The organism is Azohydromonas australica DSM 1124, assembly GCF_000430725.1.
GTDB lineage: Bacteria > Pseudomonadota > Gammaproteobacteria > Burkholderiales > Burkholderiaceae_C > Azohydromonas > Azohydromonas australica.
The window spans coordinates 78,257-101,016 of record NZ_KE387204.1; the positions used below are offsets into that span (position 1 = coordinate 78,257).

A 22,760-nucleotide genomic window follows, 5' to 3' on the forward strand; every position below is an offset into this window, starting at 1 on the left:
GTTTCGTCATCCTTGGGTTTGCACTGATTTACCCCATGCCTTCCGCCTTTCCTCCCCTGTCCAGCCTGGTGGCCTTCGAGACGGTGGCGCGCCGCCTGAGCTTCACGGTGGCCGCCAACGAGCTGCACCTCACGCCCTCGGCCATCAGCCACCAGATCGCCAAGCTGGAGGATTTCCTGGGCGTGCGGCTGTTCGAGCGCACGGCGCGCAACGTGGAGCTCACCGAGGCGGGGCAGGACTATCTCAAGCGCGTGGCTGGCGCGCTGGCGGCCATCAGCGCGGCCACCGACAACGCGCGCAAGGGCGTGCGCAACTCGCTGCACGTGCACTCCACGCCCAGCTTCGCGACGCTGTGGCTGATGCCGCGGCTGGCGGACTTCGCCAAGGTGCACCCGGGCATCTCGCTGTCGCTGTCCTCGTCCGTGGTGCATTCGGACTTCTCGGTGGGCCAGGCGGACATCGACATCCGCTACGGCCTGCCGAACTGGCCGCTGCTGACGGTGCAGCCGATCTTCGACGAGCAGATCACGCCGCTGGCGAGTCCGGCCTTCCTGAAGCGCCATCGCATCGAGGCGCCGGAGGATCTGCTGCACGTGCCGCTGATCCAGTCCACGGTGAGCGTGGTGCAGTGGCCGGACTGGTTCGCGAGCCGTGGCGTGGCCGACTCGCCCGCGGGCTATGCCTACCGTTTCGACCGCGCCTTTATGACGCTGGACGCTGCCGTGCAGGGTTTGGGCGTAGCGCTGGAGAGCACGTCCATCGGCGATCCGCACCTGCGCAAGGGGCGCCTGCGGCCGGTGTTCGAACCGGGCTGGTCGCTGCCGGTGCAGGCGCATTTCCTGGTCTACCCGGCGCGCCACGCCCAGCGCAGCGAGGTCGTGAGCTTCGTGGAGTGGCTGCGCGAGCGGGCCGGGAGCCCTTGAGGAGAAGCGGCCGGCGGGCCGCGTTCACCTGCATGGCCTTGTGCCAAAACAAGCCGTTGCCTGCCCGGGTGAGCACACTGAGGCCTTGCGTGGTGCGCCAGTTGTTCCGGTTGTTTCTGCTGCGCCCCTGCCCATGTCCGCGTTCAGCTTGTCACGGGAGATCCGCATGCTCGATGCCGTTGTCAAGAAAACCGTCACCACTGTCGAAGTGGACCCGCGCGACCTCTATTGCCCCACAGGCATCGAGGTCGTGCCCGGCGCCCGCTACCGCTTCGAGGCGGAAGGAAAGTGGAAGGACGCCTGGATTACCTGCGGCCCCGAGGGCTGGCCGGGGCTGTTGCTGGAGGCGTGGAACCGCCTGCCCTGGCGCCGCGTGTTCCTGCTGTGCGGCACGGTAGGCAAGAACCTGCAGCGAGCTTTCCCGGTGGGCGAAGGCTGCGAATGGACTGCGCCGGCCGAGGTGGCGGGCTGGGACGACCGTCAGCTCTACTTCTTCGCCAACGATTGGCCCAACAAATACGACAACAACCGGCCGTTGCCGTCCGAGCAGGGCGGGCCGCTGCGCGTCACGGTGACGCGGCTGTCCTGAACCCGGGTTGGCACGGCCTTCTGCGGTGCCGCGTCGGCAGCGCTCTGCGCTCCAAGCGTTGCGCCCGCGGGCCTCAACGTCCCTTCAGCGGCCCCGGATTGGCCTTCAGGTAGGCCGCCATCTCCTCCGGCGAGACCAGGTTGTCGCGGTTGGTGTCCACCTGGGCCCAGTCGCGCGTGGCCGGCGCGGCGCCGCCCGTGCCGGCGCCGGTGACCTGCGGCGTGACGCCCGTGGGCGCGCTGGTCGTCGTGGCCGCCTGCCGCATGGGGGTGTCGGCGGTGGTGCGGGTGGAGGCGCAGCCCACCAAGCTTGTGGCGATCACGCCCGCCGCGGACAGCAGGCAGGCAAGGCGCAGGGCCGTCAGTCGCTTCATGTCGGTCTCCTCTTGGTTGCTTGGGGCCAGGCACCACGCCCAGCCGATCCGCTCCCGGCACAAGGGTGCGGTCGGCCGGCATGGAGCAAATTGGACGCCACGGTGCGTCACGGGTTGCAAGCAGCGTGAGCGTCTGCCGGCACGCTGCAACTTAGGCCCTGGGCCGGACGCCGGGAAGCAGGGCTGAACAGAGGCAGGTTTCGGAAAAACCTGCAGCCTGCGGCTCAGCGCGGCGGGCCGGCGTCGGGGCGCTTCATGTCCCGCCCCAGCCGCCAGGCGAGCACGCCCAGCACCGCCACGGCCAGCGTCAGCAGCCCCCACAGCAGCCACTGGCGCCGCTGCGCGGGCGGCGCGTCGCGCAGCGTGTCCAGCCAGCCGGCGGGTGCGGCGGCTTGCGGCGGCAGCGCACCCAACGTCGCCTCGGCCAGCCTGAATTCCGCGCCCGGTTTCCAGTCCGGCACCAGGGTGGACAGCGGCAGCGCAGTGTCCGCCGCGCGCTCGCGTCCCACGGCCAGTGTGAAGGGCGCGGCGCCCCGGGCGGCGAACACCAGTTGCGGCGCGCGCCACCACAGCGTGGCCTCGGGGGCCGCGGCGGGTGGGCGCACGCGCTCGTCCAGCACCAGCCGCCATTCGCGCGTGGCGCCGCCGTCCAGTGCCAGCGGCGGCGCCTCCAGCGTGCGGCCCTCGCGCTGCAGGCGGTAGGCGGTCAGCGGCGCCACCGGACGCCAGTCCGCGTCGAGGCGGCCTGGGGCGGGGGCGGGCCGGCGTTGCAGCTGCAGCGGCGCCACGGCGTTGTCCTCCGCCAGGTGGACCTGCAGGCGCTGCGCCGGCAGCAGCGCACCGGCGTCCAGCCGCCAGGCGCGCTCGCCGTCGGGCTGGAGCTTGAAGCGGGCGCTGTCCAGCGCGGCCTGCGGCGCCTCCGTGCTGAGCTCGGCCAGCACGGCGCGCAGCTCGAAGGCGCCGCCACTGACCACCAGACGCAGGTAGCGGTGCTCGGCCAGCAGATCCCGCAGTTCGATGCGCGCCTGGCGCACGGCGCTGGCGCCGGCCTCGCCGGGCACGTCCACCAACGTGGCCGAGCCCACGGGCTGCCAGGACTGCGCGTCGCGACTGGCCTGCACCGTGGCGCGGCGCTCCAGGCCCGCGGCCGTGGCGGGCCAGTCCAGGCGCAGCGCGGCGGGACGCTCGCGGCCCAGCGGCTGCAGGTCCAGCAGCCAGGCCTGCACGCCAGCCGGCGCCGGTGCGGAGGCCGCATGGCTTTGCACGTCCAGCACCGCGCCGTCGGCGCGCAGGCGCAGCGTGAGGGGTGCCGGCGCCGCCGCCGGCTCGCCCACCGGGCCGGGCCAGGCAAAGCGCGGCAGCGGAACCTCGCGCGTGGACGCCGCCGCGGACGCCGGCATGCCGGCCCAGGCCAACGGGACGGGCTCGCCGGCGGCGTTGAACACGCGCACGTCGGCCCAGCCTGCGCTGCGCGAGGCCTGCAGCACCGCCAGCGGCAGCGCCACGCGCTGCAGGCCGCCCGCGTCGGCGGCCGGCGCCAGCGGGGCGGTGGCGGCGTAGCGGGCGGGGCTGTCGTCCTGCGGCTGGGCGCGCGCGGGAGCGGCCGGCGGCAGTGCGACGGCGCCGCAGGCCAGCACGCCCAGGAACGCGCGCGTGATGCGCGGGCTCATGACGACGCTCCTTCGCGCCGCACCGCGGCCGCCCCGGCGGGCGGCAGCGGCGAGACGTAGCCGATCACCAGCATCAGCGCGCCCACGCCCAGGAAGGACACGATGCGCTGCAGCGCGCTGGTGTGGCCCAGGTCCACCAGCATCAGCTTCACCACGGTCAGCCCCAGCAGCGCGGCGCCCGCCAGCCACACCGGCCGCGCCAGCGCCGCCGGCACGCGCCGGGTGGCCAGAAACATCGCCGCCAGCGCGGTCAGCGTCCAGGCGATGGTCAGTGTGGTCTGCACCAGCCCGCTGTCCAGTGCGCCGTCGAACCACATCGGCGTGCCGGCCCAGTGGTGCAGCGTGCGCACCAGCAGGCTGTCCAGCCACCAGAAGGCCAGCAGCGCCGCCAGCAGCAGCACCCCGCGCGGCGAGGCCGTGGTCCGCAGCCCCTGCGCCTGCCACGCCCGGCGCAGCCGCAGCGCGTACAGCAGCATCAGCCCGTGGCCCAGGTCGATCGGGTTGAGCAGCGGCAGGTAGGGCAGCGGCGCCATGCCGCCGTCGGCGAAGGTGTTCACGCCCACGCTCCACGCCGCCATGAGCGCCAGCCAGGGCGCGGCCCAGCCGCGCAGCCAGGCGCCCGGGTGGACGATCACCGGCCAGCGCCCGCGCCGCAGCGCGGACAGGGCCGCCCAGGCCAGCGCCGTCGGGCCGGCCAGGACGACGGCGGCGGTCCAGGCCTCGTGGCGCGGCACCAGGGTGCGCATGGCGGCATGCGCCCACAGCGCGGCGCCGGCCAGCGCCATCCAGCCCACCGCCACGTGCTCGGCGCCGGTGCTGCGGCGCCAGCGGTCGGGCGCGGGATCGGTGTCCAGCCGGCGCAGCACCCAGGCCGCGGAGGCGATCCAGGCCAGCAGCGCCACCGTGCCCCAGGGCCACCACCAGTCCCAGCTGCCGGTTGACATGAACTGGAACGTGAAGAGGCTCAGCGCGAACAGCGGGATGCCCAACCCCAGCGTGGGCCGCGCCGCCACCGACAGCGGCGGCCAGCGCAGCGGCGCGTGCAGCGCTTCGAACAGCAGCGCCAGCGCGGCCAGTGCCAGCAGCCCGGACTGCGATCCGTCAGGCCAGGCGCCCCAGCGCGCCAGCGTCAGCTCGCGCAGCACCCCGGCCACCAGGTGCAGCGCGCCGCCGGCCAGCATCGCCCCGTGCAGCGTGCGCAGCCCGCCCGGCGTGGCGCGCAAAGTAAAACGTCCGCCGTCGGCCGGCCAGTGCGCGGCCGACGGCCCCAGGCGGTAGAGCTGCAGCGCGGTGAACAGCGCCGCGACGGCGATCGCCACCAGCCCGGCGAAGCCGGCATTCAGGAAGGGAGCCGCCCCCGCCGGCGGCGCCTGCACCCAGAACGCGCCCAGCGCCAGCACCTGCAGCGCCACACCCAGCGCCAGCGCCCAGGCGCGCTGCTGGCGCAGCGCGACCCAGGCCACGCCGGCGCCCTGCAAGGCCCAGGCGATGCCGGTCCAGCGCGCGTCGTCCAGCGCCAGCGGTGGCACCAGGGCCAGGAACACGACGCCCAGTGCCAGCATGCCCTCCGTCACCAGCCGCAGCCGCTCGCCCAGGCGCCGCCACAGCCAGCGTCCCAGCAGCAGGTACACCGCAGCGAGCACGGCGGCCGAGAGTGCCAGCGCGTTGGGGATGTCGCGCACCATGCCGGCCTGCAGCCCGAAGGCCGCCAGCGGCATGCCGAAGAGCAGGGCGCCGTCCACATAGGCAGCGCGTGGCTGACCGGCGGCCGCCGGCGCCTCGGCCAGGCGCAGTGCATACTGCACGGCGATCCACAGGTACAGCGCCACGTGCGCGACCAGGAAGGGCTCGGTGCTCGCCAGCAGCCCCGGCCGCCAAGCGCTCAAGCCCCAGCCCACGCCGATGCCGAAAGTGAAGGTCAGGCCCACCAGGTTCAGCAGCTTCCACGCCTTGTGGCGCGCGATGAAGGCGATGCCCAGGTTGAGCAGCAGGTAGTAGCTGAAGAGCGTGACGTGGCTGCCCTGGCCGGTGCTGGCCAGCACTGGGGCGAGGAAGCCGCCGATGGTGCCCAGCACCGCCAGCGGCAGCGCGTCCTGCCGCAATGCCAGCAGCGCGGCCACCGCGCCCAGCGCCACCAGCAGCGCGAAGGCCAACACCGGCGGCAGCAGCCCGTACAGCCGCAGTGCGGCGAAGAGCGTCAGGTACAGCACGCCCACGCCCGCGCCCTGCAGCGACAGCCCGTAGCCGCGCCGCCGCTCGCGCAGCCGCCAGCCCACGAGCACCAGCGCCACCGCGCCTGCGGCCACGCCGGCCAGGCGCAGCTCGATGGGGATGAGCGAATGCTCCGCGGCGTAGCGCAGCAGGAAGGCCACGCCCAGGAACAGGATCAGCACGGCCAGCCGCACGATGGTGTTGCCGCCGGTGAACCAGGCTTTCAGCGTGCTGCCCAGCGAGCTGGTGACGCCCACGGCGCGCTCGTCCGGTTCGGCCAGGACCGTGGAGGCGGCCGGCGAGGGCGGGATCTCCAGCGCGGGCGAGGCCAGGGCGACTTCGGCCGCCAGCACCGGTGCGGCGGCAACCGGCTCGGCCACGGCGTCCTCGGGCAGCGACGGCGCGACGGGTGCAGTCACGGGCTGGATGGGTGGCGAAGGGGCCTCGTCCTGCACCGGCTGCGGCGGCTGCGCTTGGGCGGGCGCCGGCGCGGCCGTCTCGGCACGGGGTGCCTGCAGCGCCGCGCGCAGCTGCCTCAGCTCCGCCTCCAGCCGGCCCTGGCGGCGCAGCAGCCACACCCCGAAAGCGGCCAGCAGCCCGATGGCGAAGGGCGCTCCGAAGCCTTCAGCCAGCGCCGCACCGACCATCACCGCCAGCAGCAGCGGCAGCCAGGTTTTCATGAACTGCCCTCCCGTCGTTGTTCGAGTCTGCGTGCCGGGCCTCAACCGGCTGGTGGCCAAAGTTTCAGGTCACCGCCGACCGCGTTTGAAACCGCGCCTGCTTCCACGCCTCGCCGTCCAGCACCGCGCGCAGTGCCTCCACCGCGTCCCACACGTCGATGAAGCGGGTGTACAGCGGCGTGAAGCCGAAGCGCAGGATGCCGGGCTCGCGGTAGTCGCCGATGACGCCGCGGTCGATGAGCGCCTGCATCACCGCGTAGCCCTGCGGATGTTGCCAGCTCACCTGGCTGCCGCGCCGGGCGTGCTCGCGCGGCGTGATCAGCGTCAGCGGGTGCACGGCGCAGCGCTGCTCGACCAGCGCGATGAACAGGTCCGTCAGCGCCAGCGATTTCTGGCGTACCGCCGCCATGCCGGTGCGCTCGAACACTTCCAGCCCGCACTCCACCAGCGCCTGCGACACGATGGCCTGCGTGCCGCACAGGAAGCGGCCCACGCCGGGATCGGGCCGGTACTGCGGCTCCATGGCGAAGGGCTCGGCATGGCCCCACCAGCCCGACAGCGGGGATTCGAACTCGCCATGCCAGCGCGGCGCCAACCACAGGAAGGCCGGCGCGCCCGGGCCGCCGTTGAGGTACTTGTAGGTGCAACCGACGGCGCCGTCGGCGTCGGCGCCGCGCAGGTCCACCGGCAGCGCGCCGGCGGAGTGCGCAAGGTCCCACAGCATCAGCGCGCCATGGTCGTGCGCTTGCCGCGTCAGGGTCGCCATGTCGTGCAGCGCGCCGGTGCGGTAGTCCACCTGCGTGAGCATGAGCACGGCCACGTCGTCGCCCAGCGCGGCGGGGATGGCTTCGGGCGAGTCCACCAGCCGCAGCGCGTGGCCCTGCTGCAGCATGGCGATGAGGCCCTGGGCGATGTGCAGGTCGGTGGGGAAGTTGCCGCGCTCGGCGACGATCACGCACCGGCGCGCGTCGCGCCGGGCCTGCAGCCGCAGCATGGCGGCCAGCACCTTGAAGAGGTTGACGGAGGTCGTGTCCGTTACCAGCACCTCGTTGGCGCCGGCGCCGATGAGCGGCGCCAGGCGGTCGCCCAGGCGGCGCGGCAGCGCGAACCAGCCGGCGGTGTTCCAGCTGCGGATCAGCCCTTCGCCCCATTCCTGCTGCACGACCTGCGCCGCGCGCGCGGCGGCGCTCCTCGGCCGCGCGCCCAGCGAGTTGCCGTCGAGGTAGACCACGCCCGGGGGCAGCTCGAAGGCGTCGCGCAGGGGCGCCAGGGCGTCCTGGGCATCCATTTGCAGGCAGTCGTCGCGGGTAGGCATGGCGGTCGCTCCAGGCAGGGTGCACCGGCCACTGTACAGGCCACGGCGGGGAGGATGGCCGAATGGCCCGCGCGGAGTCGTCCGCAGGGGGCGCTGCGTCGATCCCCTCTAAGATGAACCAGGGACTCTTGCGCCAATTGGATGAGCACGGAACCACTACAACCCGGCTTCAACGCCCGCCTGCTGCAGCGCTTCAAGGCCATCGCGGCGCCTTACTGGACCTCCGACGAACGCTGGCACGCGGCCGGGATGCTGGCGGTGCTGGTGGCGCTGCTGCTGGCGCAGACGGGCTTCGCGGTGGTGTTCAACCAGGAGACGGGCGAGTTCACCTCGGCGCTGGCCGCGCGCGACGCCGACCGCTTCTGGGCCGCCATCCGCCGCTTCCTGCTGGCGCTGAGCTTCGCGGTGCCGGTGTACGCGCTGTACTACTTCGTGCGCGACACGCTGGGGCTGCGCTGGCGGCGCTGGATGACCTTCCACTTCCTGGGCCACTACCTGGAGCATCGCGCCTACTACAAGCTCAACGCGATGCCCGGGCTGGACAACCCGGACCAGCGCATTGCCGAGGACATCAACAGCCTGACCTCGCAGTCGCTGTACTTCTCGATGATCGTGCTGGGCTCGGTCATCCAGCTCGTGGCCTTCACCGGCGTGCTGTGGAACATCTCGCGGCTGCTGGTGGTGGTGCTCATCGGCTACGCCATCTTCGCCACGCTCTTCACCGCCTCGGTGTTCGGCAAGCGGCTGATCCCGCTGAACTTCGTCCAGCTGCAGCGCGAGGCGGACTTCCGCTTCAACCTCGTGCGCGTGCGCGAGAACGCCGAGCCCATTGCGTTCTACGACGGCGAGCCGCGCGAGATGACGGCGCTGCAGCGGGTGTTCAACTTTGCCTACCGCAACTACCAGAAGGTGCTGCGCTGGCAGTTGCGGCTGAACCTCTTCCAGTACGCGCACAGCTTCCTCACCCTGGCGCTGCCCAGCGTGGTGGTGGCCAAGGACGTGCTCGACGGCACGCTGGAGGTGGGCGCCGCGGTGCAGGCCGCGGGCGCCTTCGCGGCGATCCTGAGCGCGCTCACGGTGGTGGTGGAGCACTTCGAGGGCTTGAGCCGCTTCGGCGCCGGCATCGAGCGCCTGCATGGTTTCCAGGAGGTGCTGCAGCAGCAGGCCCGTCCGGGCAACGGCAACGGGCAGGAGAACGGCACGGACCACGTGCAGCTGGTGCACGGCGCTCAGCTGGCGGTGGAGCACCTGAGCGTGCTGACGCCGCAGCGCGAGCAGGTGCTGATCAGCAACATCAATTTCCAGGTGCGCCCGCACGAGGGCTTGCTGATCGTGGGCCCCAGCGGCTCGGGCAAGAGCTCCTTGCTGCGGGTGATGGCGGGGCTGTGGAACACGGGTCATGGACGCGTGGTCCGGCCGTCCAGCGCCGACATGCTGTTCCTGCCCCAGCGCCCGTACCTGCCGCCGGGCGATCTGCGCACGCAGCTGCTGTACCCGCACCCGGAGCGCGAGATCAGCGACGAGGAGCTGCTGCAGTGGCTGCAGCGCGTGAACCTGCCGACGCTGGCGGACCGCGTGGGCGGGCTCTCGGCCGAGCGGGACTGGGGGAAGCTGCTGTCGGTGGGCGAGCAGCAGCGCCTGGCCTTCGCGCGCGCGCTGGTGGCCAAGCCGCGCTACGCGCTGCTGGACGAATCCACCAGCGCGCTGGACGCGGCCAACGAGGAGCTGCTGTACGCGCAGCTGGCCGAGCTTTCCATCACGCCAGTGAGCATCAGCCACCGGCCCGCGCTGCAGAAATACCACCGCCAGGTGCTGGAGCTGCAGGGAGAAGGGCGGTGGCGGATGGAGGGGGCGGAGGGGTATCGGTGGGGGTGAGGAAATATTCAATGCTGACCATCCAGCCGCTCCCGCAAGCCAGGCATCTCAAGCCGATCGTCAGCCACTGGCTTTTGTCCGAGTGGCCCGACTGGTATGGCGAAGAAGGTCCAGGTGATTTGAGTGCGGACGTCGAGGCATTTGCAACTTCCCATCTCGAACTGCCAATTGGATTCGTGGCCTTCGATGATGCAAAACCGGTGGGTTTCGGCGCGCTCAAGGCGGAATCGATTCCAAGCCACAGCCATCTGACACCTTGGGCCGCTGCGGGTTTTGTCTTGCCCGAGCGCCGGGGGCAGGGCATCGGCGCGCTTTTACTGCAAGCCATGGCGGCTCATGCCAAGACATTGGGGTACGAACACGTGTACTGCGCCACCAGCACATCGGTCAGCCTGTTGCACCGGGCCGGGTGGCACGTGGTCGAGAAAATCGTGCATGCAGGTGAGCCCATGGTCATTTTCCGCAGCGGCGCCTGAAGTTCTGTACCTGGGTGAATGGATAAAACAAGGGCTGGTCTTTATATTGCCGCCCTGCTCACGTTCTGGCCTGGTTTGGCCAGCGCCAATGCCGGCGGTGGCAAGTTATATCCTGCTGCGCTTGAGCGCTCCTTCTTTCCTGTTGACATCCGCTCGATAGGATGGCTCTTCACGATCAACCTGCATCGCTTCAACCATGTCCCTGCTCTTCGTCTACGGTTCCCTGAAACAGGGCTTTCCCAATGAGCACGTCAATACCGGTCGCCGCGTGGCTGGGCAGTACCGCACGCGGGAGCGGTATCCGCTGTACCTGCTGGGCGAGGGCGAAGTGCCGTGCGTTTTGACGCCAGCGGGCAGCGGGCACCAGGTCATTGGCGAGCTGTACGAGGTGAATGACGGAGATCTCCAGCGCATGGACCGCCTGGAGCGCATCGGCGAGCCGCAAGGCTACGAGCGCATTGAAATCACCGTAGAGCGTTTCGACGTGGCGGCGGGCGAGGCCCTGTCCGTCTTCGTGTATTTGAAGCAGGAATGCTTCATCCCACCGTCCACTCAACGCATTGGCCCGCTGGCCGAATACCGGGCCGAGCACACGGCGCGCTTCCACTGGATCGGCGCGGCCTGAACGACGCCGGCGCGACGCTCCAACGGCATGTGCTTCGCCGGCCTTTCTGATTTCCATCCCATTTCCGCGACCACATCTCCATGGCCACCATCAAGCAACCTTCGAATCCCGAAGCCGATCCGCGCGTGAAAGCCGTTTTCGACGACATCCGCGCCACCCGCAAGACGGATTTCGTCAACAACCTCTGGCGCTCGCTCGCCTTCAATCCCGCGCTGCTGGAAAGCACCTGGGCCGAGGTGAAGCAGGTGATGGCCACGCCGTCGCACCTGGACCCGCTGACCAAGGAATTGATCTACATCGCGGTGTCGATTGCCAACTCCTGCAGTTATTGCGTCCACTCCCACACCGCCGCGGCCCGCGCCAAGGGCATGACGGACGAGCAGCACGCGGAGCTGCTGGCCATCGTCTCGCTGGCGGCCAAGACCAATCACCTCGCCAACGGCCTGCAGTTGCCGCTGGATGCGGCGTTCGACGCCGGCGCGGCTGCATAACCTGGCGCCGCTTTTCGCAGCGCAGGCTGATGGACCTTTGCATCGAGAAAGCGGCGCAGTCCGACATCCCGGCGCTGTGCGAGCTGCTGGCCCTGCTGTTTTCGCAGGAGGTGGAATTCCACCCGGACCCGGCGGCCCAGCGCCGGGGGCTGGCCGCCATCCTGAGCGATCCCGGCATCGGGCTGATCCTCGTGGCCCGGCAGGGCGGCGCGATCACGGGGATGGTGAACCTGCTGTTCACCGTTTCCACCGCGCTGGGCGAACGCGTCGCGCTGCTGGAAGACATGGTGGTGGCGCCGGCGCATCGCGGCAGCGGCGTCGGCGACCGGTTGCTGAAGGCGGCCATCGAGCAGGCCCGGCGGCAGGGGTGCTGCCGCATCACGCTGCTGACCGACCGGGTGAACGAGGCGGCCCAGCGCTTCTATGCGCGCCAGGGATTTCAGGCCTCAACGATGCTGCCGATGCGCTTGCCGCTGTAAAGCGGCGGCGCGGATGGCCGAAGAAGCGGGTGACCGGCCGGGCAGCCCCCGTGCCCTCTGTAGACTGCGGCCCCTCGCCCGGCGTCGCCACCCGTCGCCCGCCGCCCATCCCCACCACCCGCCACCATGCCGCGTCAACCGCTGATCTTCTTGCACCTGCTGGGCGTGATCGTCTGGGTTGGCGGCATGTTTTTCGCGTACTGCTGCCTGCGGCCCGCGGCGGCCGAGGTGCTGCAGCCGCCCCAACGGCTGCCGCTGTGGGCGGCCACCTTTTCACGTTTTTTGCCCTATACGGCCGTTGCCGTGGCCGTGATGCTCACCACGGGTTTCACGATGCTGCTCCAGACGGGTTTTCAAAATGCGCCGCCCGGCTGGCACGCGATGCTGGTTTTGGGTTTGGTGATGGCGGCGATATTTGCCTACGTCTACGGCGTGCTGTTTCCTGCCCTGCGCCGTGACTGCACTGCCGCCGCCTGGCCTGCCGCCGGGCAAGTTCTCAACCGCATTCGTCGTCTGGTCGCGCTCAACCTGGTGCTGGGAATTTGCACCGTGGCAGCGGCCATGACGGCGCGCTGAAAGGCCATCGTGTTCAACGTCGCCACGGCCAAAGCCGTGAAGCAGATGTTCGATTTCATGGAGCAGATCGCTCCGCGCTTCGAGGCGGCTGGTTTCGGCGTGGAGGGGGTGTTCCACAAGCGCTGGGCCGACGGCGATTACGGCATGTACATCAAGTACCGGAACGAGCCGGTGCTTTACATGGGGATCTGGTCCGAGCTGTGGCGCGACCGCGGCTTCTCGCTGTGCATCGGCGTGCACCGGGGCCGCTGGTCGCCGCAGGTGGTGGCCCGCTTCCAGCGCCGCTTTCCCGACTGCGAGCCCTATCCGCCCAACGACGAGCATCCCTTCCTCGTCAAGGGCGTGGACCCGGTGATGCTGATGGGCGACGCGGTCACCAACGTCTCGCGCTGGCTGCTGCAGGGCTATCTGGTTGGGGTGCGCGAACAGCCGCGGCGTTGAGTCGCCGCGCCGCCGTCAGCCTGGCAGCGGGCGGCAACGTCCCTGGTAGACCACCTGCCGGCAGGCGTTGAAACCCAGCGTGGCGCACAGCTGCGCCGGGCGCTCTACCTCCCACAGCGCGAAATCCGCAGCCTTGCCGATTTCCAGGCTGCCCGTTTCCCCGGACAGGCCCAGCGCCGCGGCGGCGTGGCAGGTGGCGCCGGCCAGGGCCTCGGTGGGCGTCAGGCCCAGCAGCAGGCAGCCCAGGTTCAGCGCGGCCAGGATCGACGGCATGGGCGAGCTGCCGGGGTTGCAGTCGCTGGCCAGCGCCATCGCCACTCCGGCGGCGCGCAGCTTGGCGACCGGCGGGCGCCGCGTCTCGCGCAGGAAGTGAATCGCCCCGGGCAGCAGCACGGCCACGCTGCCGGCGGCGCGCAGCGCGGCGATGCCGACATCGGAAACCTCCTCCAGGTGGTCCGCCGACAGCCCGCCGAAGCGCCCGACCAACTCGGCCCCGCCCAGGTCGGAGAGCTGGCCGGCATGCAATTTCACCGGCAGCTTCAACCGCCGCGCGGTCTCGAACAGCCGCTCCACCTGCGCCGTGGAAAAGGCGATGCCCTCGCAGAACGCGTCCACCGCGTCCACCAGGCCTTGCGCGGCCAGGGCGGGAAGCATGTGGTCGCACAGCAGCGCCACGTAGTCGTCGGCGCGGCCGGCGTACTCCGGCGGCAGCGCGTGCGCGCCCAAAAAGCTGGTCTTCACCCGCAGCGGCAGCTCACGCCCCAGGCGGCGCGCCACGCGCAGCATGCGCGCCTCGCTCTCCGGCTCCAGCCCGTAGCCGGACTTGATTTCCAGCGTCGTCACACCCTCGCGCATCAGGTTGCGCACACGCGGCAGGCTTTGCGCCAGCAGTTCCTCCTCGCTGGCGGCGCGCGTGGCGCGCACGGTGTTGAGAATGCCCCCGCCGCGCCGCGCGATGGCCTCATAGCTCTGGCCCTGCATGCGCAGCTCGAATTCCTCGCTGCGCTGCCCGGCGTGCACCACGTGGGTGTGGCAGTCGATGAAGCCCGGCAGCAGCCAGGCGCCGCCGCCGTCATGCGTCGACGCGGCCGTGGCGCCCTCGGGCAGCGCGGCGCGCGGGCCCAGCCAGGCAATGCGCCCGTCGCGCACGGCCAGCGCGCCGTCGCGCACGGTGGCGGCCGGGTCGGCGGGCGCGAGCGGCAACAGGTGGACGTCGAGCCAGAGGGCGTCCCAAGTGGCAGTGGTGCCCATCGCGCTCAGTCCTCCCACAGCGCCGCCAGCACCCCGGGCAGCGCGCGCGAGACCTCGCCCTGCAACAGCAGCGCGCGGGCGGCCTCGATGTCGGGCGCCAGCAGCCGGTCGCGGTCGTAGTGCGTGACGGCGCCGCGCAGCAGCGCATGCAGCTGCTGCAGCGGCGCCGAGGTGGCGAGCGGATGGTGGAAATCCACGCCCTGCGCGGCGGTCAGCCACTCGATGGCGACGATGGTGGCGCTGTTGAGCGCCATCTCCTGCAGCCGCCGCGCGGCGAAGGTCGCCATGCTGACGTGGTCTTCCTGGTTGGCCGAGGTGGGCAGGCTGTCCACGCTGGCCGGGTGCGCCAGGCTCTTGTTTTCCGACGCCAGGGCCGCGGCCGTGACATGGGCGATCATGAAACCGGAGTTCAGCCCCGCGTCGCGCACCAGGAACGGCGGCAGCCCGGAGAGGTTGGCGTCGATCAGCAGCGCGATGCGCCGCTCCGCCAGCGCGCCGATCTCGGCAATGGCCAGCGCCATCTGGTCCGCCGCGAACGCCACCGGCTCGGCGTGGAAGTTGCCGCCGGACAGTGCCTGCTCGCCGAAGAGCAGCGGGTTGTCGGTGACGGCGTTGGCTTCCACCAGCAGCGTGCGCGCGGCCTGCAGCAGCAGGTCGCGGCAGGCGCCCATCACCTGCGGCTGGCAGCGCAGGCTGTACGGGTCCTGCACGCGCTCATCGGCCATCAGGTGCGACTGCCGGATCGCGCTGCCGGCCAGCAGCTCCCGGTACGCCCGCGCCAGCGCGATTTGCCCGGGCTGACCGCGCACGGCGTGGATGCGCGCGTCGAAGGGCGCGTCGCTGCCGCGCGCGGCGTCCACCGACAGCGCGCCCACCGCCACCGAGGCCTCCAGCACCCGCTGCGCCATGAACAGCCCGTGCAGCGCCAGCGCGGTGGACACCTGCGTGCCGTTGATCAGCGCCAGCCCTTCCTTGGGCGCCAGCGCCAGCGGTACGAGGCCCGCGTCGCGCAGCGCCTGCGCCGCCGGGCGGCGCACGCCGTCCACGCGAACTTCGCCCTCGCCCATGAGGGCCAGCGTCATGTGCGCCAGCGGCGCCAGGTCACCCGAGGCGCCCACCGAGCCCTTGGCGGGGATGCAGGGGCTGATGCCGGCGTTGAGCAGCCCCAGCAGCGACTCGATCACCACCGGCCGCACGCCCGAGTGGCCGCGCGCCAGGCTCGCGGCCTTGGTGGCGAGCACCAGCCGCACCACGGGCTCCGACAGCGCCTCGCCCGTGCCCACGGCGTGCGAGAGGATCAAATTGCGCTGCAGCAGCGCGAGCTGGTCGTCCGGGATGTGCGTGTGCGCGAGCTTGCCAAAGCCGGTGTTGATGCCGTAGGCCGGCTCGCCGCGCGCCAGCAGCGCGGACACGGCCTCGGCCGAGGCCCGCACCTGGTCCCAGGCGCCCTCGGGCAGGGCCACGACGGCGGGCCCGGCCCAGAGGCGGCGCCAGGTCCGCAGCGGCACACGGCCGGGATCGAGCAGCAGGCGGGACGGATCGGGGGAGTCGGGCAAGGCGTGCCTTTCGTGGGGTGAAAAGGGCGGTAGAGGGGGCTGCAGGCGCTCAGCCGAGCATGGGCAGCTTCAGGCCGTGGCGGCGGGCGCAGTCCTGCGCGGCCTCGTAGCCGGCGTCGGCATGGCGCATCACGCCGCTGGCGCAGTCGTTGACCAGCACGCGCGCCAGGCGCCGTGCCGCAGCCTCGGTGCCGTCGGCCACGATCACCATGCCAGCGTGCTGCGAGTAGCCCATGCCCACGCCGCCGCCGTGGTGCAGCGAGACCCACGTCGCGCCGCCGGCGGTGTTGAGCAGCGCATTGAGCAGCGGCCAGTCGGAGACGGCGTCGGTGCCGTCGCGCATGCCCTCGGTCTCGCGGTTGGGGCTGGCAACGGAGCCGGTGTCGAGGTGGTCGCGGCCGATGACGATGGGCGCCTTGAGCTCGCCGCGCGCCACCATCCCGTTGAAGGCCAGCCCCGCGCGGTCACGCTCGCCCAGGCCCAGCCAGCAGATGCGCGCCGGCAACCCCTGGAACGCGATGCGCTCGCCCGCCAGCGACAGCCAGCGCTGCAGGCCGGCGTCGTCCGGGAACAGCTCGCGCACCTTGGCGTCGGTGCGGCGGATGTCCTCCGGGTCGCCCGACAGCGCCACCCAGCGGAACGGGCCCTTGCCCTGGCAGAACAGTGGGCGGATGTAGGCGGGCACGAAGCCGGGGATGTCGAAGGCGCGCGCCACGCCGGCGTCCAGCGCCACCTGGCGGATGTTGTTGCCGTAGTCCACCGCCGGCACGCCCAGCTCGCGCAGCGCCAGCATCGCCTGCACGTGCTGCGCGCAGGAATCGGCCGCCGCCGCGCGCAGCGCCGCGTGCTGCGCCGGGTCCTGCTGTGCCGCCTCCCAGCGCTCCACGCTCCAGCCCAGCGGCAGGTAGCCGTGCAGCAGGTCGTGCGCGGAGGTCTGGTCGGTGACCAGGTCCGGCTTTGCCTGCCCGTCGCGGGCCCGGCGCGCCAGTTCGGGCAGCACTTCGGCGGCGTTGCCCAGCAGGCCGATGGAGACGGCCTCGCCGCGTTCGGTGTGGTGGCGGATGAGCGCGAGCGCGTCGTCGAGGTCGCGCGCCTGCTTGTCGAGGTAGCGGGTGCGCAGCCGGGCGTCGATGCGCGGCTGGCGGCATTCGATGACCAGGGAACAGGCGCCGGCCAGGCTGGCGGCCAGGGGTTGCGCGCCGCCCATGCCGCCCAGGCCGGCGCTGAGGATCCAGCGTCCGCGCGCGTCGCCGCCCCAGTGCTGGCGCGCGGCCTCCATGAAGGTCTCGTAGGTGCCCTGCACGATGCCCTGGCTGCCGATGTAGATCCAGCTGCCGGCGGTCATCTGGCCGTACATGAAGAGGCCACTGCGGTCCAGCTCCTCGAACTGCTCCCAGGTGGCCCAGCGCGGCACGAGGTTGCTGTTGGCGATGAGCACGCGCGGCGCGTCCGGGTGTGTCCTGAACACGCCTACCGGCTTGCCCGACTGCACCAGCAGCGACTCGTCGTCGCCCAGTTCGCGCAGGCTGGCCAGGAGCTGGTCGAAGCAGCGCCAGTCGCGCGCGGCGCGGCCGATGCCGCCGTAGACCACCAGCCGGTGCGGGTCCTCCGCCACTTCGGGGTCGAGGTTGTTCTGCAGCAGCCGCCAGGCGGCCTCGGTCTGCCAGCTGCGGCAGTGCAGTTGCGCGCCGCGCGGCGCGCGAACCACGCGCTCGGGATCGAAACGGGGGTCGGAAGGCATGGCGCACTCCTTTGGGCAGTTGGGCCGCCGCGCCGGGTGCGCGGCCTGCGCGCCCGGGCGTGTGCCCAGGGTACGCCCGCCGCGGCGCGCGGACTACAGCGGGATGCCCAGGCGCAGCTGCCAGAAATCCACCGCCGGGTTCGGCTCGTTCAGTCCGCCGTTGGAGAAATGTTGAAACCGCAACGAGACTTCCATCCCGCCGGTGCTGCGCCAGCCCGCGCCGAGGTGGTCGCCGAAGGTGAGATTGCTGCCCACGCGCTTGTCCACCGTGCGGAAGCGCGGCGTGACGTAGTTGAGCCCGATGCCGGCCTCGACGAAAAAGCCCGCGGGTGCGCCGCCGGACCACCAACGCAGCGCCGGGGTGTAGCCGAACTGGGTGAAGTTCTCATGGCCCTCGGGCACGTCGGAGCGCCAGCGGCCCAGTGCAAGCTCGTGGTAGCCGCTCAGCAGCCCGGAGCCCAGCGGGCGCGACCACGACCAGTCCCGGGTCAGGCCCAGCGTGACGGCCTGGGTGTCCGTCTGCCGGCCGTACTGCACGAAGGCATGGTCGGGGGCCCAGGGCGAGTCGCCAGGGGCGGCCAGCCCTGCGACCGGACACAGCAAGAGACCGGCCAGGATGTGTCGCATTCGTTTCTCCCACAGTTGTTGAGGCGGCAACGCTGGCCACCGTTTCAGGACGATAGCGCAGGCCGGTCTGCCTGGAGTACGGTCCGGTCAAGGTGCGAGCCGCCTCGGGCGGCCGGCCGGAAGGCCGGTCCGCGCGTGGGCGTGGTGGCCGAGGCCTCAGTCGAGCAGCTCGATGTCCTGGCTGCTGACGAAGCGCTGCCACTCGGCGCGCGGGATGGCAGCGCTGCCGCGGTAGTCGCCGTCGTTCCAGCTCAGCGTCACATCCTGGTCGCCCTCTTCGTACTCGACCAGGCCGGGCCGGATGGGCAGCTGCGGGCCGTCGCCCTCGCGGTATTCGACGCAGCCGGTGATGCGGGCGGTCTTGTTCATGGTGACTCCTTGCCGAAGGGAAACCTCGATTGGAGCAACCGGTGTGCCGCGACACCCGGGGCGCGCACGGGAGAGGGCAGGGACGGGCCGGGGGCGCGCTCAGTCGAAATCCGCGTCCAGCACGACGCGGTAGCGAGCCTTGCCGGCGCGCAGGTGCGCCAACGCGTCGTTGACGCCGCTCATGGGGAAGCGCTCCACCAGGGCCTCGATGCGGTGGCGCGCGGCGAAGTCCAGCATCGCTTCGAGGTCGCCGCGGGAGCCCGTGGGCGAGCCCGAGACGCTCTTGGCGCCGCCGATGAGCGTGAAGGCCGAAACGGCGACGGGCTGCGGCACCGCGCCCACCACGTGCAGCCGCCCGCGCGGCGCCAACGTGGCCATCAGCGCTTCCCAGTCCAGCGCGGCGTTGGCGGTGTAGAGGATGAGGTCGAGCGTGCCGGCGATGGCCGCCAGCGCGGCCGGGTCGGTGCTGTCCACCACGCGGTGCGCGCCCAGCCGCAGCGCCTCGACGTGCTTGGAGCTGCTGGAGCTGAAAGCCGTCACCTCGCAGCCCCAGGCCGCGGCGAACTGCAGCGCCAGGTGGCCGAGCCCGCCGATGCCCACCACGCCCACGCGCGCCGTGGGCGCGATGCGCAGGTCGCGCAGCGGCGCGAACACCGTGATGCCGCCGCACAGCAGCGGCCCGGCGCTGGCCGGATCCAGCGCATCCGGCAGCGGCAGCACCCAGGCCCAGTGCGCACGCACCCGGTCGGCGAAGGCGCCGGCGCGGCCGACGATGGTGGGCTGCGCGCGCGGGCACAGCTGCTGGTCGCCGCCCAGGCACCAGCGGCAGTGCATGCAGCTCGACGCCGTCCAGCCCAGGCCCACGCGCTGGCCGATCTCCAGTCCGAGCGCCTGCTCACCCAGCGCCACCACGCGGCCCACCGCCTCGTGTCCGGGCACCAGCGGCCACTGCGTCTGTCCCCACTCGTCGTCCAGCATGGACAGGTCGGAATGGCACACGCCGCAGTGCTGCACTGCGATTTCCACCTCCTGCGGGCCCAGCGGTCCCGGGTCGAAGCAGTAGCGCTGCAGCGGCTGGCCGGCCGCGTGCGCAGCCCAGGCGGTGAACAGGGTCATGACGTCATCGGCGTGAGGCAGGGACGCGGCACGCGGCAAGGGCTGTACCCAGAACGTGGTGCGAGGAGTGGATGGCCGCCGTCATATGTCGGCGAACGTCCCGCACGGCATCGCACGGTCGACGCTTAGGGCGAAACATACAGCTGGCTGTGGGCTTTTGTGAACTAACAACCAAGCGTTTCGTGCTGTGACCCCGGTGAATTCAACGCGCGCCTGGATTCACCAGAACCTGGGTTCACCTCGAAGCTTGACTTGAGCCTCCTCAGCCCGCACCGGTTGGACGTCGACCGGTTGACTGGCTTCGGTGTTGTGTTGACCAGCCAGCTGAGACAGGGCTCGGCTCGAAATGCACTCCTTTTGCGCCGTTGAGTGACTTGGTGGACCCTTGGTTTGCGTTGTTGGGCGTGTGGCTCGCTGTGGAAGGTGGGAAGAAGATTTGGAAGGGAAATGCAGAAAACCCAGGGAAATTCCCCAGATGGAACTCAACGAGAGGTTGCTATTGCTCAAACCTTGTGGCGTTAGTTCAAAGCCATAGTGAACACAATGGTCGAGCGGTCCATGGCAAGTGGCTTCGCGCTGGACGAGCAGGACTTGCGGCGTCGCATGCATTTCCTGGGTGGCAAAGCGCCGCACGCCTTAGACAATGGATTCGCACTGGGGGTGAGCTATGACCAAGGACACGACCACACGCATCAAGGACAACGGCCTGCGCTACGCCAGCAAGGTGTCAGGCTCGCCCTTCAGCGGACGCGGCCAGACGCGCTCCTGCTTCAAGTGCGGGCAGCACCGATCGGCCGACCAGCTCATGAGCCAGCGCCTGCTTGGCCGCATGCACATGGTGTGCAAGCCTTCGTGCAAGGCGCTGGCGCTGCTGTCACCGCTGTCCCAGGAAGCGATAGAGGCACCTCCCATTGGGACGGTGCCGGACGCGTCAAGCTGACGCGTCACGTCGGGCGGGCCTCCCGCCGCGGCCCTGCACGTACCCGGTACCGCCCTGGCCCGCCGGGACGATGCCGACAAGAAGCCTCAGCGTGGCGCCGAGGCTCCAGGGGATGCGCTCTTCGATTGAAGACTGAAGGCCATTCAGGCGGCTGAATCGCCGGCTTCCGAACCCGGCGCAGCGACGCAGCGCACCACATCACCCACGCGCAGCCGTCCACCGCGCAGTACCCGTGCCGTGACGCCGCCGTGGCCCCGCATCGCGGCGTAGCCGCCGGGGCCCAGGGCTTCCTCCATGCGCGAGCAGGGCTCGCAAGGGCCCGTCACTTCCAGCTCGATCTCGTCGCCCAGCCACAGCCGCAGCGGCACCTGCGACAGCGGGCTGCGCGCAGCCAGCAGGTTCAAACCTGATACGACCAGGTTACGCCGCAGCAGCGAAGCCTCCAGCGCCGGCCGGCCTAGCAGCGCGGCCAGCACCGGCAGGTGCTCGTACTGCAGCAAGGTCACCTGGCGGCGACCGCCGCCTCGGCCACCTGCAGTGCGGTCACCCTCCAGGCCGCGCCCGGCCACGGCCAGCGCCTCCTGCACGCCCAGCGCGGCCACGCCGCGCGCGGGGCGCAGCCAGATCGACTCCAGCCGCCCCGCCTGCGGGACACGCGCGACGAGTTCGCGCAGCAGCATCCCGGCTCAGGGCTGCGGCGCCTCGCCGCCCTCGGGCTGCGGGGCGGCTTCTGCCGGGGCAGCGGGTTGCGCTGCATCGGCTGCCACCGGCTCTGCGGCCGGTGCCGGACGCGGCTGCTGGCCCTGGCCCTGCGGACCACCACGCTCCTGACGTCGCTGCCCCGGCTGCCCGGAGCCGCCTTCGCGGCGTCCACCCGGCGCGCCGCCCTCGCGCGGACCGCGCTCCTGGCGCTGCGGCTGTGCGGCACCGCCTTCCTGACGCGGCGCCTCGGAGGCGCGCGCGGCCTGGGCCTGGGCGATGCGCTCGCGCGCTTCCTGGCGCGCCAGCGTCAGCTGGGCTTCCAGCGCCTCGGCCTTGATGCCCTTGAGCACGCAGAAGTTGGACGGCGACAGCGTGGTGCGCTCGAAATCGCGCAGCAGCAGCGCGCGCTCGCGGCGTTCCGGATCGGTCTCGCGCAGCGCCGGCTCGGCCTCGCGGCGCGGCCCGTCGAAGCGCTCGCCCCGGTGCTCGCCGCGCGCATGCGCCGGCGCGCCGTCATGGCGGCGCGGTCCCGGCCCGCCCTGGCGCTCGCCGTCGCGCTCGCGGCGCGGGGGACGCTCATCGCGGCCCCGCTGCGGCTGCGCACCGGCGCCGGCGCCTTCCTGGCGGCGCGGCTGGCCCTGGGGTGCGCGGCGGTCGTCAGACCCGCCCTCGCCGTGGCGGCGCGGACGCTGTTCGCCTTCGCGGCGCGGACGGTCGCCTTGGCGCGGCGGACGCTCCCCTGCGGCCTGGCGCGGCGCTTCGCCCTGGCGGGCTTCCTCGCCTTGCGGGCGGGGCTGGCGCGGCTCGCCGGAACGCGGCCCGCGCTCCTGTCGATCCTGTCGCGGCTGTCCGCCCGGACGGCCTTCGCGGCGCGGCCCCTGTGGGCGCGCCGCGCCGGGTTGCCCGGCGCCTTCGCCGCCCGGCTGGCCCTGCGCGCGGCCGGCCGCGGCTTCGGCCTGGCGGCGCGCCTGGCGCAGCTCACGCCGGCGCGCGACTTCCTGCTGCGCCGCCTCGCGGTGCTCGTCGCTCACTTCGCCGGCGGGCTGGCCGTCCAGGTCGAAGCGCTCCTTGGAACGGGTGAGGGCGACCAGGTACGGGGTGCTGCCGGTGTGGCGGCGCAGGAAGGCCGAAAGCAGCCCCTTGGTGAATCGGCCCGGCGCGCGCTGCTGGATGTCGGCCTGGATGCGCAGCTTCAGCGGCTTGACGGGGCCATTGCCGCCGAACAGCGCCGGGAACAGCTCGGCGAGGTCCTTGGCGGCGGCGGCCAGGTCGAAGCGCGGGGCAGCGGGGCCGGCGGCGGCTTCGCTGCTGGCAGGAGCTGCGGCCTCGTCCGGAGCGGCGGCTTCAGCCGCCTCGGCCGAGGCAGCGACTTCCGCCGGCGCCGTGCTGTTTCCGGCCGCGGCGCCGTCGGTGCCGGCTTCAGCCGTCGGCGCCGGGCTGGCTTGCTCGGTACCAGCCGACTCGGCCGGCGTCGCGACTTCGGTGGCGGGCGCCGGGGCGGCCTCGGCCTCGGCCGGCGCGGGCGCCGCCTCGGAAGCCGTGGTCACGTCCGGCGTGCTGGCCTGGACCGCCGCGGCCTCGGCGCCTTCCGGCGCGGCCTCGGTCGGAGTCGTCAGGGCTGCCGGCGTGGCGCCGGGCTCCAGGCCCGGCTGGGACTGGACGGCGTCGGGCCGGTGGGTCGGTGCCGCTGCGTCGGCGGGAGTCGGCGTGGCGGGCGTCTCGGGATTGGTCATG

General features: G+C 71.8%; 22 protein-coding genes. 10 read left to right on the plus strand and 12 right to left on the minus strand.

Annotated features, from left to right (window positions below):
- The first annotated feature begins 35 nt into the window (after nucleotides 1-35).
- Both H537_RS0122215 and H537_RS0122220 read left to right on the plus strand, forming a co-directional pair.
- Nucleotides 36-923, plus strand: a complete 888-nt coding sequence (locus tag H537_RS0122215; RefSeq protein WP_028999602.1) for a LysR substrate-binding domain-containing protein — start codon at nucleotides 36-38, stop codon at nucleotides 921-923.
- Nucleotides 924-1,089: 166 nt separating this feature from the next.
- On the plus strand, nucleotides 1,090-1,512 hold the full coding sequence (locus H537_RS0122220; protein WP_028999603.1) for a hypothetical protein: 423 nt from the start codon (nucleotides 1,090-1,092) through the stop codon (nucleotides 1,510-1,512).
- Between the two features lie 73 nt (nucleotides 1,513-1,585).
- Here the strand turns inward: H537_RS0122220 and H537_RS0122225 are convergent, their stop codons facing one another.
- The 4 genes from H537_RS0122225 to kynU form a co-directional block, all read right to left on the minus strand.
- Nucleotides 1,586-1,885 (minus strand): hypothetical protein, encoded by a 300-nt coding sequence (locus tag H537_RS0122225; protein WP_028999604.1) that lies wholly within the window; start codon nucleotides 1,883-1,885, stop codon nucleotides 1,586-1,588.
- Between the two features lie 224 nt (nucleotides 1,886-2,109).
- Nucleotides 2,110-3,555, minus strand: coding sequence for a DUF3999 family protein (locus tag H537_RS0122230; protein ID WP_028999605.1), 1,446 nt, complete (start codon nucleotides 3,553-3,555; stop codon nucleotides 2,110-2,112).
- A complete protein-coding gene (locus tag H537_RS44770; protein ID WP_051243099.1) occupies nucleotides 3,552-6,446 on the minus strand; it encodes a DUF2339 domain-containing protein in 2,895 nt (964 codons plus the stop codon). The genes H537_RS0122230 and H537_RS44770 overlap by 4 nt, the downstream gene beginning before the upstream one ends.
- A gap of 64 nt (nucleotides 6,447-6,510) precedes the next feature.
- A complete protein-coding gene (gene kynU / locus H537_RS0122240; protein WP_028999606.1) occupies nucleotides 6,511-7,761 on the minus strand; it encodes a kynureninase in 1,251 nt (416 codons plus the stop codon).
- Nucleotides 7,762-7,902: 141 nt separating this feature from the next.
- Here kynU and H537_RS0122245 point away from each other — a divergent pair, with 141 nt between their 5' ends.
- The 7 genes from H537_RS0122245 (at nucleotide 7,903) to H537_RS0122275 (ending at nucleotide 12,724) form a co-directional block, all read left to right on the plus strand.
- Nucleotides 7,903-9,636, plus strand: coding sequence for an ABC transporter ATP-binding protein/permease (locus tag H537_RS0122245; RefSeq protein ID WP_028999607.1), 1,734 nt, complete (start codon nucleotides 7,903-7,905; stop codon nucleotides 9,634-9,636).
- 11 nt (nucleotides 9,637-9,647) lie between these two features.
- Nucleotides 9,648-10,112, plus strand: coding sequence for a GNAT family N-acetyltransferase (locus H537_RS44775; RefSeq protein ID WP_051243100.1), 465 nt, complete (start codon nucleotides 9,648-9,650; stop codon nucleotides 10,110-10,112).
- Nucleotides 10,113-10,308: 196 nt separating this feature from the next.
- Nucleotides 10,309-10,737 carry a gamma-glutamylcyclotransferase family protein gene (locus H537_RS44780; RefSeq protein WP_051243101.1) on the plus strand — a complete coding sequence of 143 codons (429 nt, stop codon included), beginning with the start codon at nucleotides 10,309-10,311 and terminating at the stop codon, nucleotides 10,735-10,737.
- Nucleotides 10,738-10,817: 80 nt separating this feature from the next.
- Entirely contained in the window at nucleotides 10,818-11,228 is a 411-nt protein-coding gene (locus tag H537_RS0122260; RefSeq protein ID WP_028999608.1) for a carboxymuconolactone decarboxylase family protein, read from the plus strand.
- Between the two features lie 29 nt (nucleotides 11,229-11,257).
- Complete coding sequence (locus tag H537_RS0122265) at nucleotides 11,258-11,707, plus strand: GNAT family N-acetyltransferase (RefSeq protein WP_043459629.1); 450 nt, start codon at nucleotides 11,258-11,260, stop codon at nucleotides 11,705-11,707.
- A 126-nt stretch (nucleotides 11,708-11,833) separates the two neighbouring features.
- A complete protein-coding gene (locus tag H537_RS0122270) occupies nucleotides 11,834-12,283 on the plus strand; it encodes a CopD family protein (protein ID WP_028999610.1) in 450 nt (149 codons plus the stop codon).
- Between the two features lie 9 nt (nucleotides 12,284-12,292).
- On the plus strand, nucleotides 12,293-12,724 hold the full coding sequence (locus tag H537_RS0122275; RefSeq protein WP_028999611.1) for a hypothetical protein: 432 nt from the start codon (nucleotides 12,293-12,295) through the stop codon (nucleotides 12,722-12,724).
- 15 nt (nucleotides 12,725-12,739) lie between these two features.
- Here the strand turns inward: H537_RS0122275 and hutI are convergent, their stop codons facing one another.
- From hutI to ahr, 6 genes are all read right to left on the minus strand, one after another.
- Nucleotides 12,740-13,975 carry an imidazolonepropionase gene (hutI, locus tag H537_RS0122280; protein WP_028999612.1) on the minus strand — a complete coding sequence of 412 codons (1,236 nt, stop codon included), beginning with the start codon at nucleotides 13,973-13,975 and terminating at the stop codon, nucleotides 12,740-12,742.
- Between the two features lie 5 nt (nucleotides 13,976-13,980).
- Entirely contained in the window at nucleotides 13,981-15,531 is a 1,551-nt protein-coding gene (gene hutH, locus H537_RS0122285) for a histidine ammonia-lyase (protein ID WP_028999613.1), read from the minus strand.
- Between the two features lie 49 nt (nucleotides 15,532-15,580).
- Nucleotides 15,581-17,272 carry a urocanate hydratase gene (gene hutU, locus H537_RS0122290; RefSeq protein ID WP_028999614.1) on the minus strand — a complete coding sequence of 564 codons (1,692 nt, stop codon included), beginning with the start codon at nucleotides 17,270-17,272 and terminating at the stop codon, nucleotides 15,581-15,583.
- A 93-nt stretch (nucleotides 17,273-17,365) separates the two neighbouring features.
- Nucleotides 17,366-17,899, minus strand: a complete 534-nt coding sequence (locus H537_RS0122295; RefSeq protein WP_043459631.1) for an acyloxyacyl hydrolase — start codon at nucleotides 17,897-17,899, stop codon at nucleotides 17,366-17,368.
- Nucleotides 17,900-18,055: 156 nt separating this feature from the next.
- Entirely contained in the window at nucleotides 18,056-18,268 is a 213-nt protein-coding gene (locus H537_RS0122300) for a hypothetical protein (RefSeq protein ID WP_028999616.1), read from the minus strand.
- Nucleotides 18,269-18,367: 99 nt separating this feature from the next.
- Nucleotides 18,368-19,384: an NADPH-dependent aldehyde reductase Ahr gene (ahr, locus tag H537_RS0122305; RefSeq protein ID WP_028999617.1), complete on the minus strand. Its 1,017-nt coding sequence runs from the start codon at nucleotides 19,382-19,384 to the stop codon at nucleotides 18,368-18,370.
- Nucleotides 19,385-20,051: 667 nt separating this feature from the next.
- On the opposite strand from ahr, the gene H537_RS44785 reads away from it, so the two are divergent.
- The gene (locus H537_RS44785; protein ID WP_064736023.1) at nucleotides 20,052-20,324 is read left to right on the plus strand and encodes a hypothetical protein; all 273 of its coding nucleotides are present in this window, start codon (nucleotides 20,052-20,054) and stop codon (nucleotides 20,322-20,324) included.
- A 143-nt stretch (nucleotides 20,325-20,467) separates the two neighbouring features.
- Here H537_RS44785 and H537_RS0122315 read toward each other — a convergent pair whose 3' ends face one another.
- Both H537_RS0122315 and H537_RS49585 read right to left on the minus strand, forming a co-directional pair.
- The gene (locus H537_RS0122315) at nucleotides 20,468-21,004 is read right to left on the minus strand and encodes an MOSC domain-containing protein (protein ID WP_028999618.1); all 537 of its coding nucleotides are present in this window, start codon (nucleotides 21,002-21,004) and stop codon (nucleotides 20,468-20,470) included.
- Nucleotides 21,005-21,010: 6 nt separating this feature from the next.
- Nucleotides 21,011-22,759, minus strand: coding sequence for a ProQ/FINO family protein (locus H537_RS49585; RefSeq protein ID WP_051243102.1), 1,749 nt, complete (start codon nucleotides 22,757-22,759; stop codon nucleotides 21,011-21,013).
- Nucleotide 22,760 lies beyond the last annotated feature (1 nt).

What these genes read in the sequence shown, in the direction of transcription:
- hutI (WP_028999612.1), bottom strand. Translation starts at nt 13,975, where the DNA reads ATGGGCACCACTGCCACTTGGGACGCCCTCTGGCTCGACGTCCACCTG.
- H537_RS44775 (WP_051243100.1), top strand. Translation starts at nt 9,648, where the DNA reads ATGCTGACCATCCAGCCGCTCCCGCAAGCCAGGCATCTCAAGCCGATC.
- H537_RS0122225 (WP_028999604.1), bottom strand. Translation starts at nt 1,885, where the DNA reads ATGAAGCGACTGACGGCCCTGCGCCTTGCCTGCCTGCTGTCCGCGGCG.
- H537_RS0122215 (WP_028999602.1), top strand. Translation starts at nt 36, where the DNA reads ATGCCTTCCGCCTTTCCTCCCCTGTCCAGCCTGGTGGCCTTCGAGACG.
- H537_RS44785 (WP_064736023.1), top strand. Translation starts at nt 20,052, where the DNA reads ATGACCAAGGACACGACCACACGCATCAAGGACAACGGCCTGCGCTAC.
- H537_RS0122230 (WP_028999605.1), bottom strand. Translation starts at nt 3,555, where the DNA reads ATGAGCCCGCGCATCACGCGCGCGTTCCTGGGCGTGCTGGCCTGCGGC.
- H537_RS0122270 (WP_028999610.1), top strand. Translation starts at nt 11,834, where the DNA reads ATGCCGCGTCAACCGCTGATCTTCTTGCACCTGCTGGGCGTGATCGTC.
- H537_RS0122295 (WP_043459631.1), bottom strand. Translation starts at nt 17,899, where the DNA reads ATGCGACACATCCTGGCCGGTCTCTTGCTGTGTCCGGTCGCAGGGCTG.
- H537_RS0122315 (WP_028999618.1), bottom strand. Translation starts at nt 21,004, where the DNA reads ATGCTGCTGCGCGAACTCGTCGCGCGTGTCCCGCAGGCGGGGCGGCTG.
- H537_RS0122220 (WP_028999603.1), top strand. Translation starts at nt 1,090, where the DNA reads ATGCTCGATGCCGTTGTCAAGAAAACCGTCACCACTGTCGAAGTGGAC.
- kynU (WP_028999606.1), bottom strand. Translation starts at nt 7,761, where the DNA reads ATGCCTACCCGCGACGACTGCCTGCAAATGGATGCCCAGGACGCCCTG.
- H537_RS44770 (WP_051243099.1), bottom strand. Translation starts at nt 6,446, where the DNA reads ATGAAAACCTGGCTGCCGCTGCTGCTGGCGGTGATGGTCGGTGCGGCG.
- H537_RS0122245 (WP_028999607.1), top strand. Translation starts at nt 7,903, where the DNA reads ATGAGCACGGAACCACTACAACCCGGCTTCAACGCCCGCCTGCTGCAG.
- H537_RS0122265 (WP_043459629.1), top strand. Translation starts at nt 11,258, where the DNA reads ATGGACCTTTGCATCGAGAAAGCGGCGCAGTCCGACATCCCGGCGCTG.
- hutU (WP_028999614.1), bottom strand. Translation starts at nt 17,272, where the DNA reads ATGCCTTCCGACCCCCGTTTCGATCCCGAGCGCGTGGTTCGCGCGCCG.
- H537_RS0122260 (WP_028999608.1), top strand. Translation starts at nt 10,818, where the DNA reads ATGGCCACCATCAAGCAACCTTCGAATCCCGAAGCCGATCCGCGCGTG.
- H537_RS0122300 (WP_028999616.1), bottom strand. Translation starts at nt 18,268, where the DNA reads ATGAACAAGACCGCCCGCATCACCGGCTGCGTCGAATACCGCGAGGGC.
- ahr (WP_028999617.1), bottom strand. Translation starts at nt 19,384, where the DNA reads ATGACCCTGTTCACCGCCTGGGCTGCGCACGCGGCCGGCCAGCCGCTG.
- H537_RS49585 (WP_051243102.1), bottom strand. Translation starts at nt 22,759, where the DNA reads ATGACCAATCCCGAGACGCCCGCCACGCCGACTCCCGCCGACGCAGCG.
- H537_RS44780 (WP_051243101.1), top strand. Translation starts at nt 10,309, where the DNA reads ATGTCCCTGCTCTTCGTCTACGGTTCCCTGAAACAGGGCTTTCCCAAT.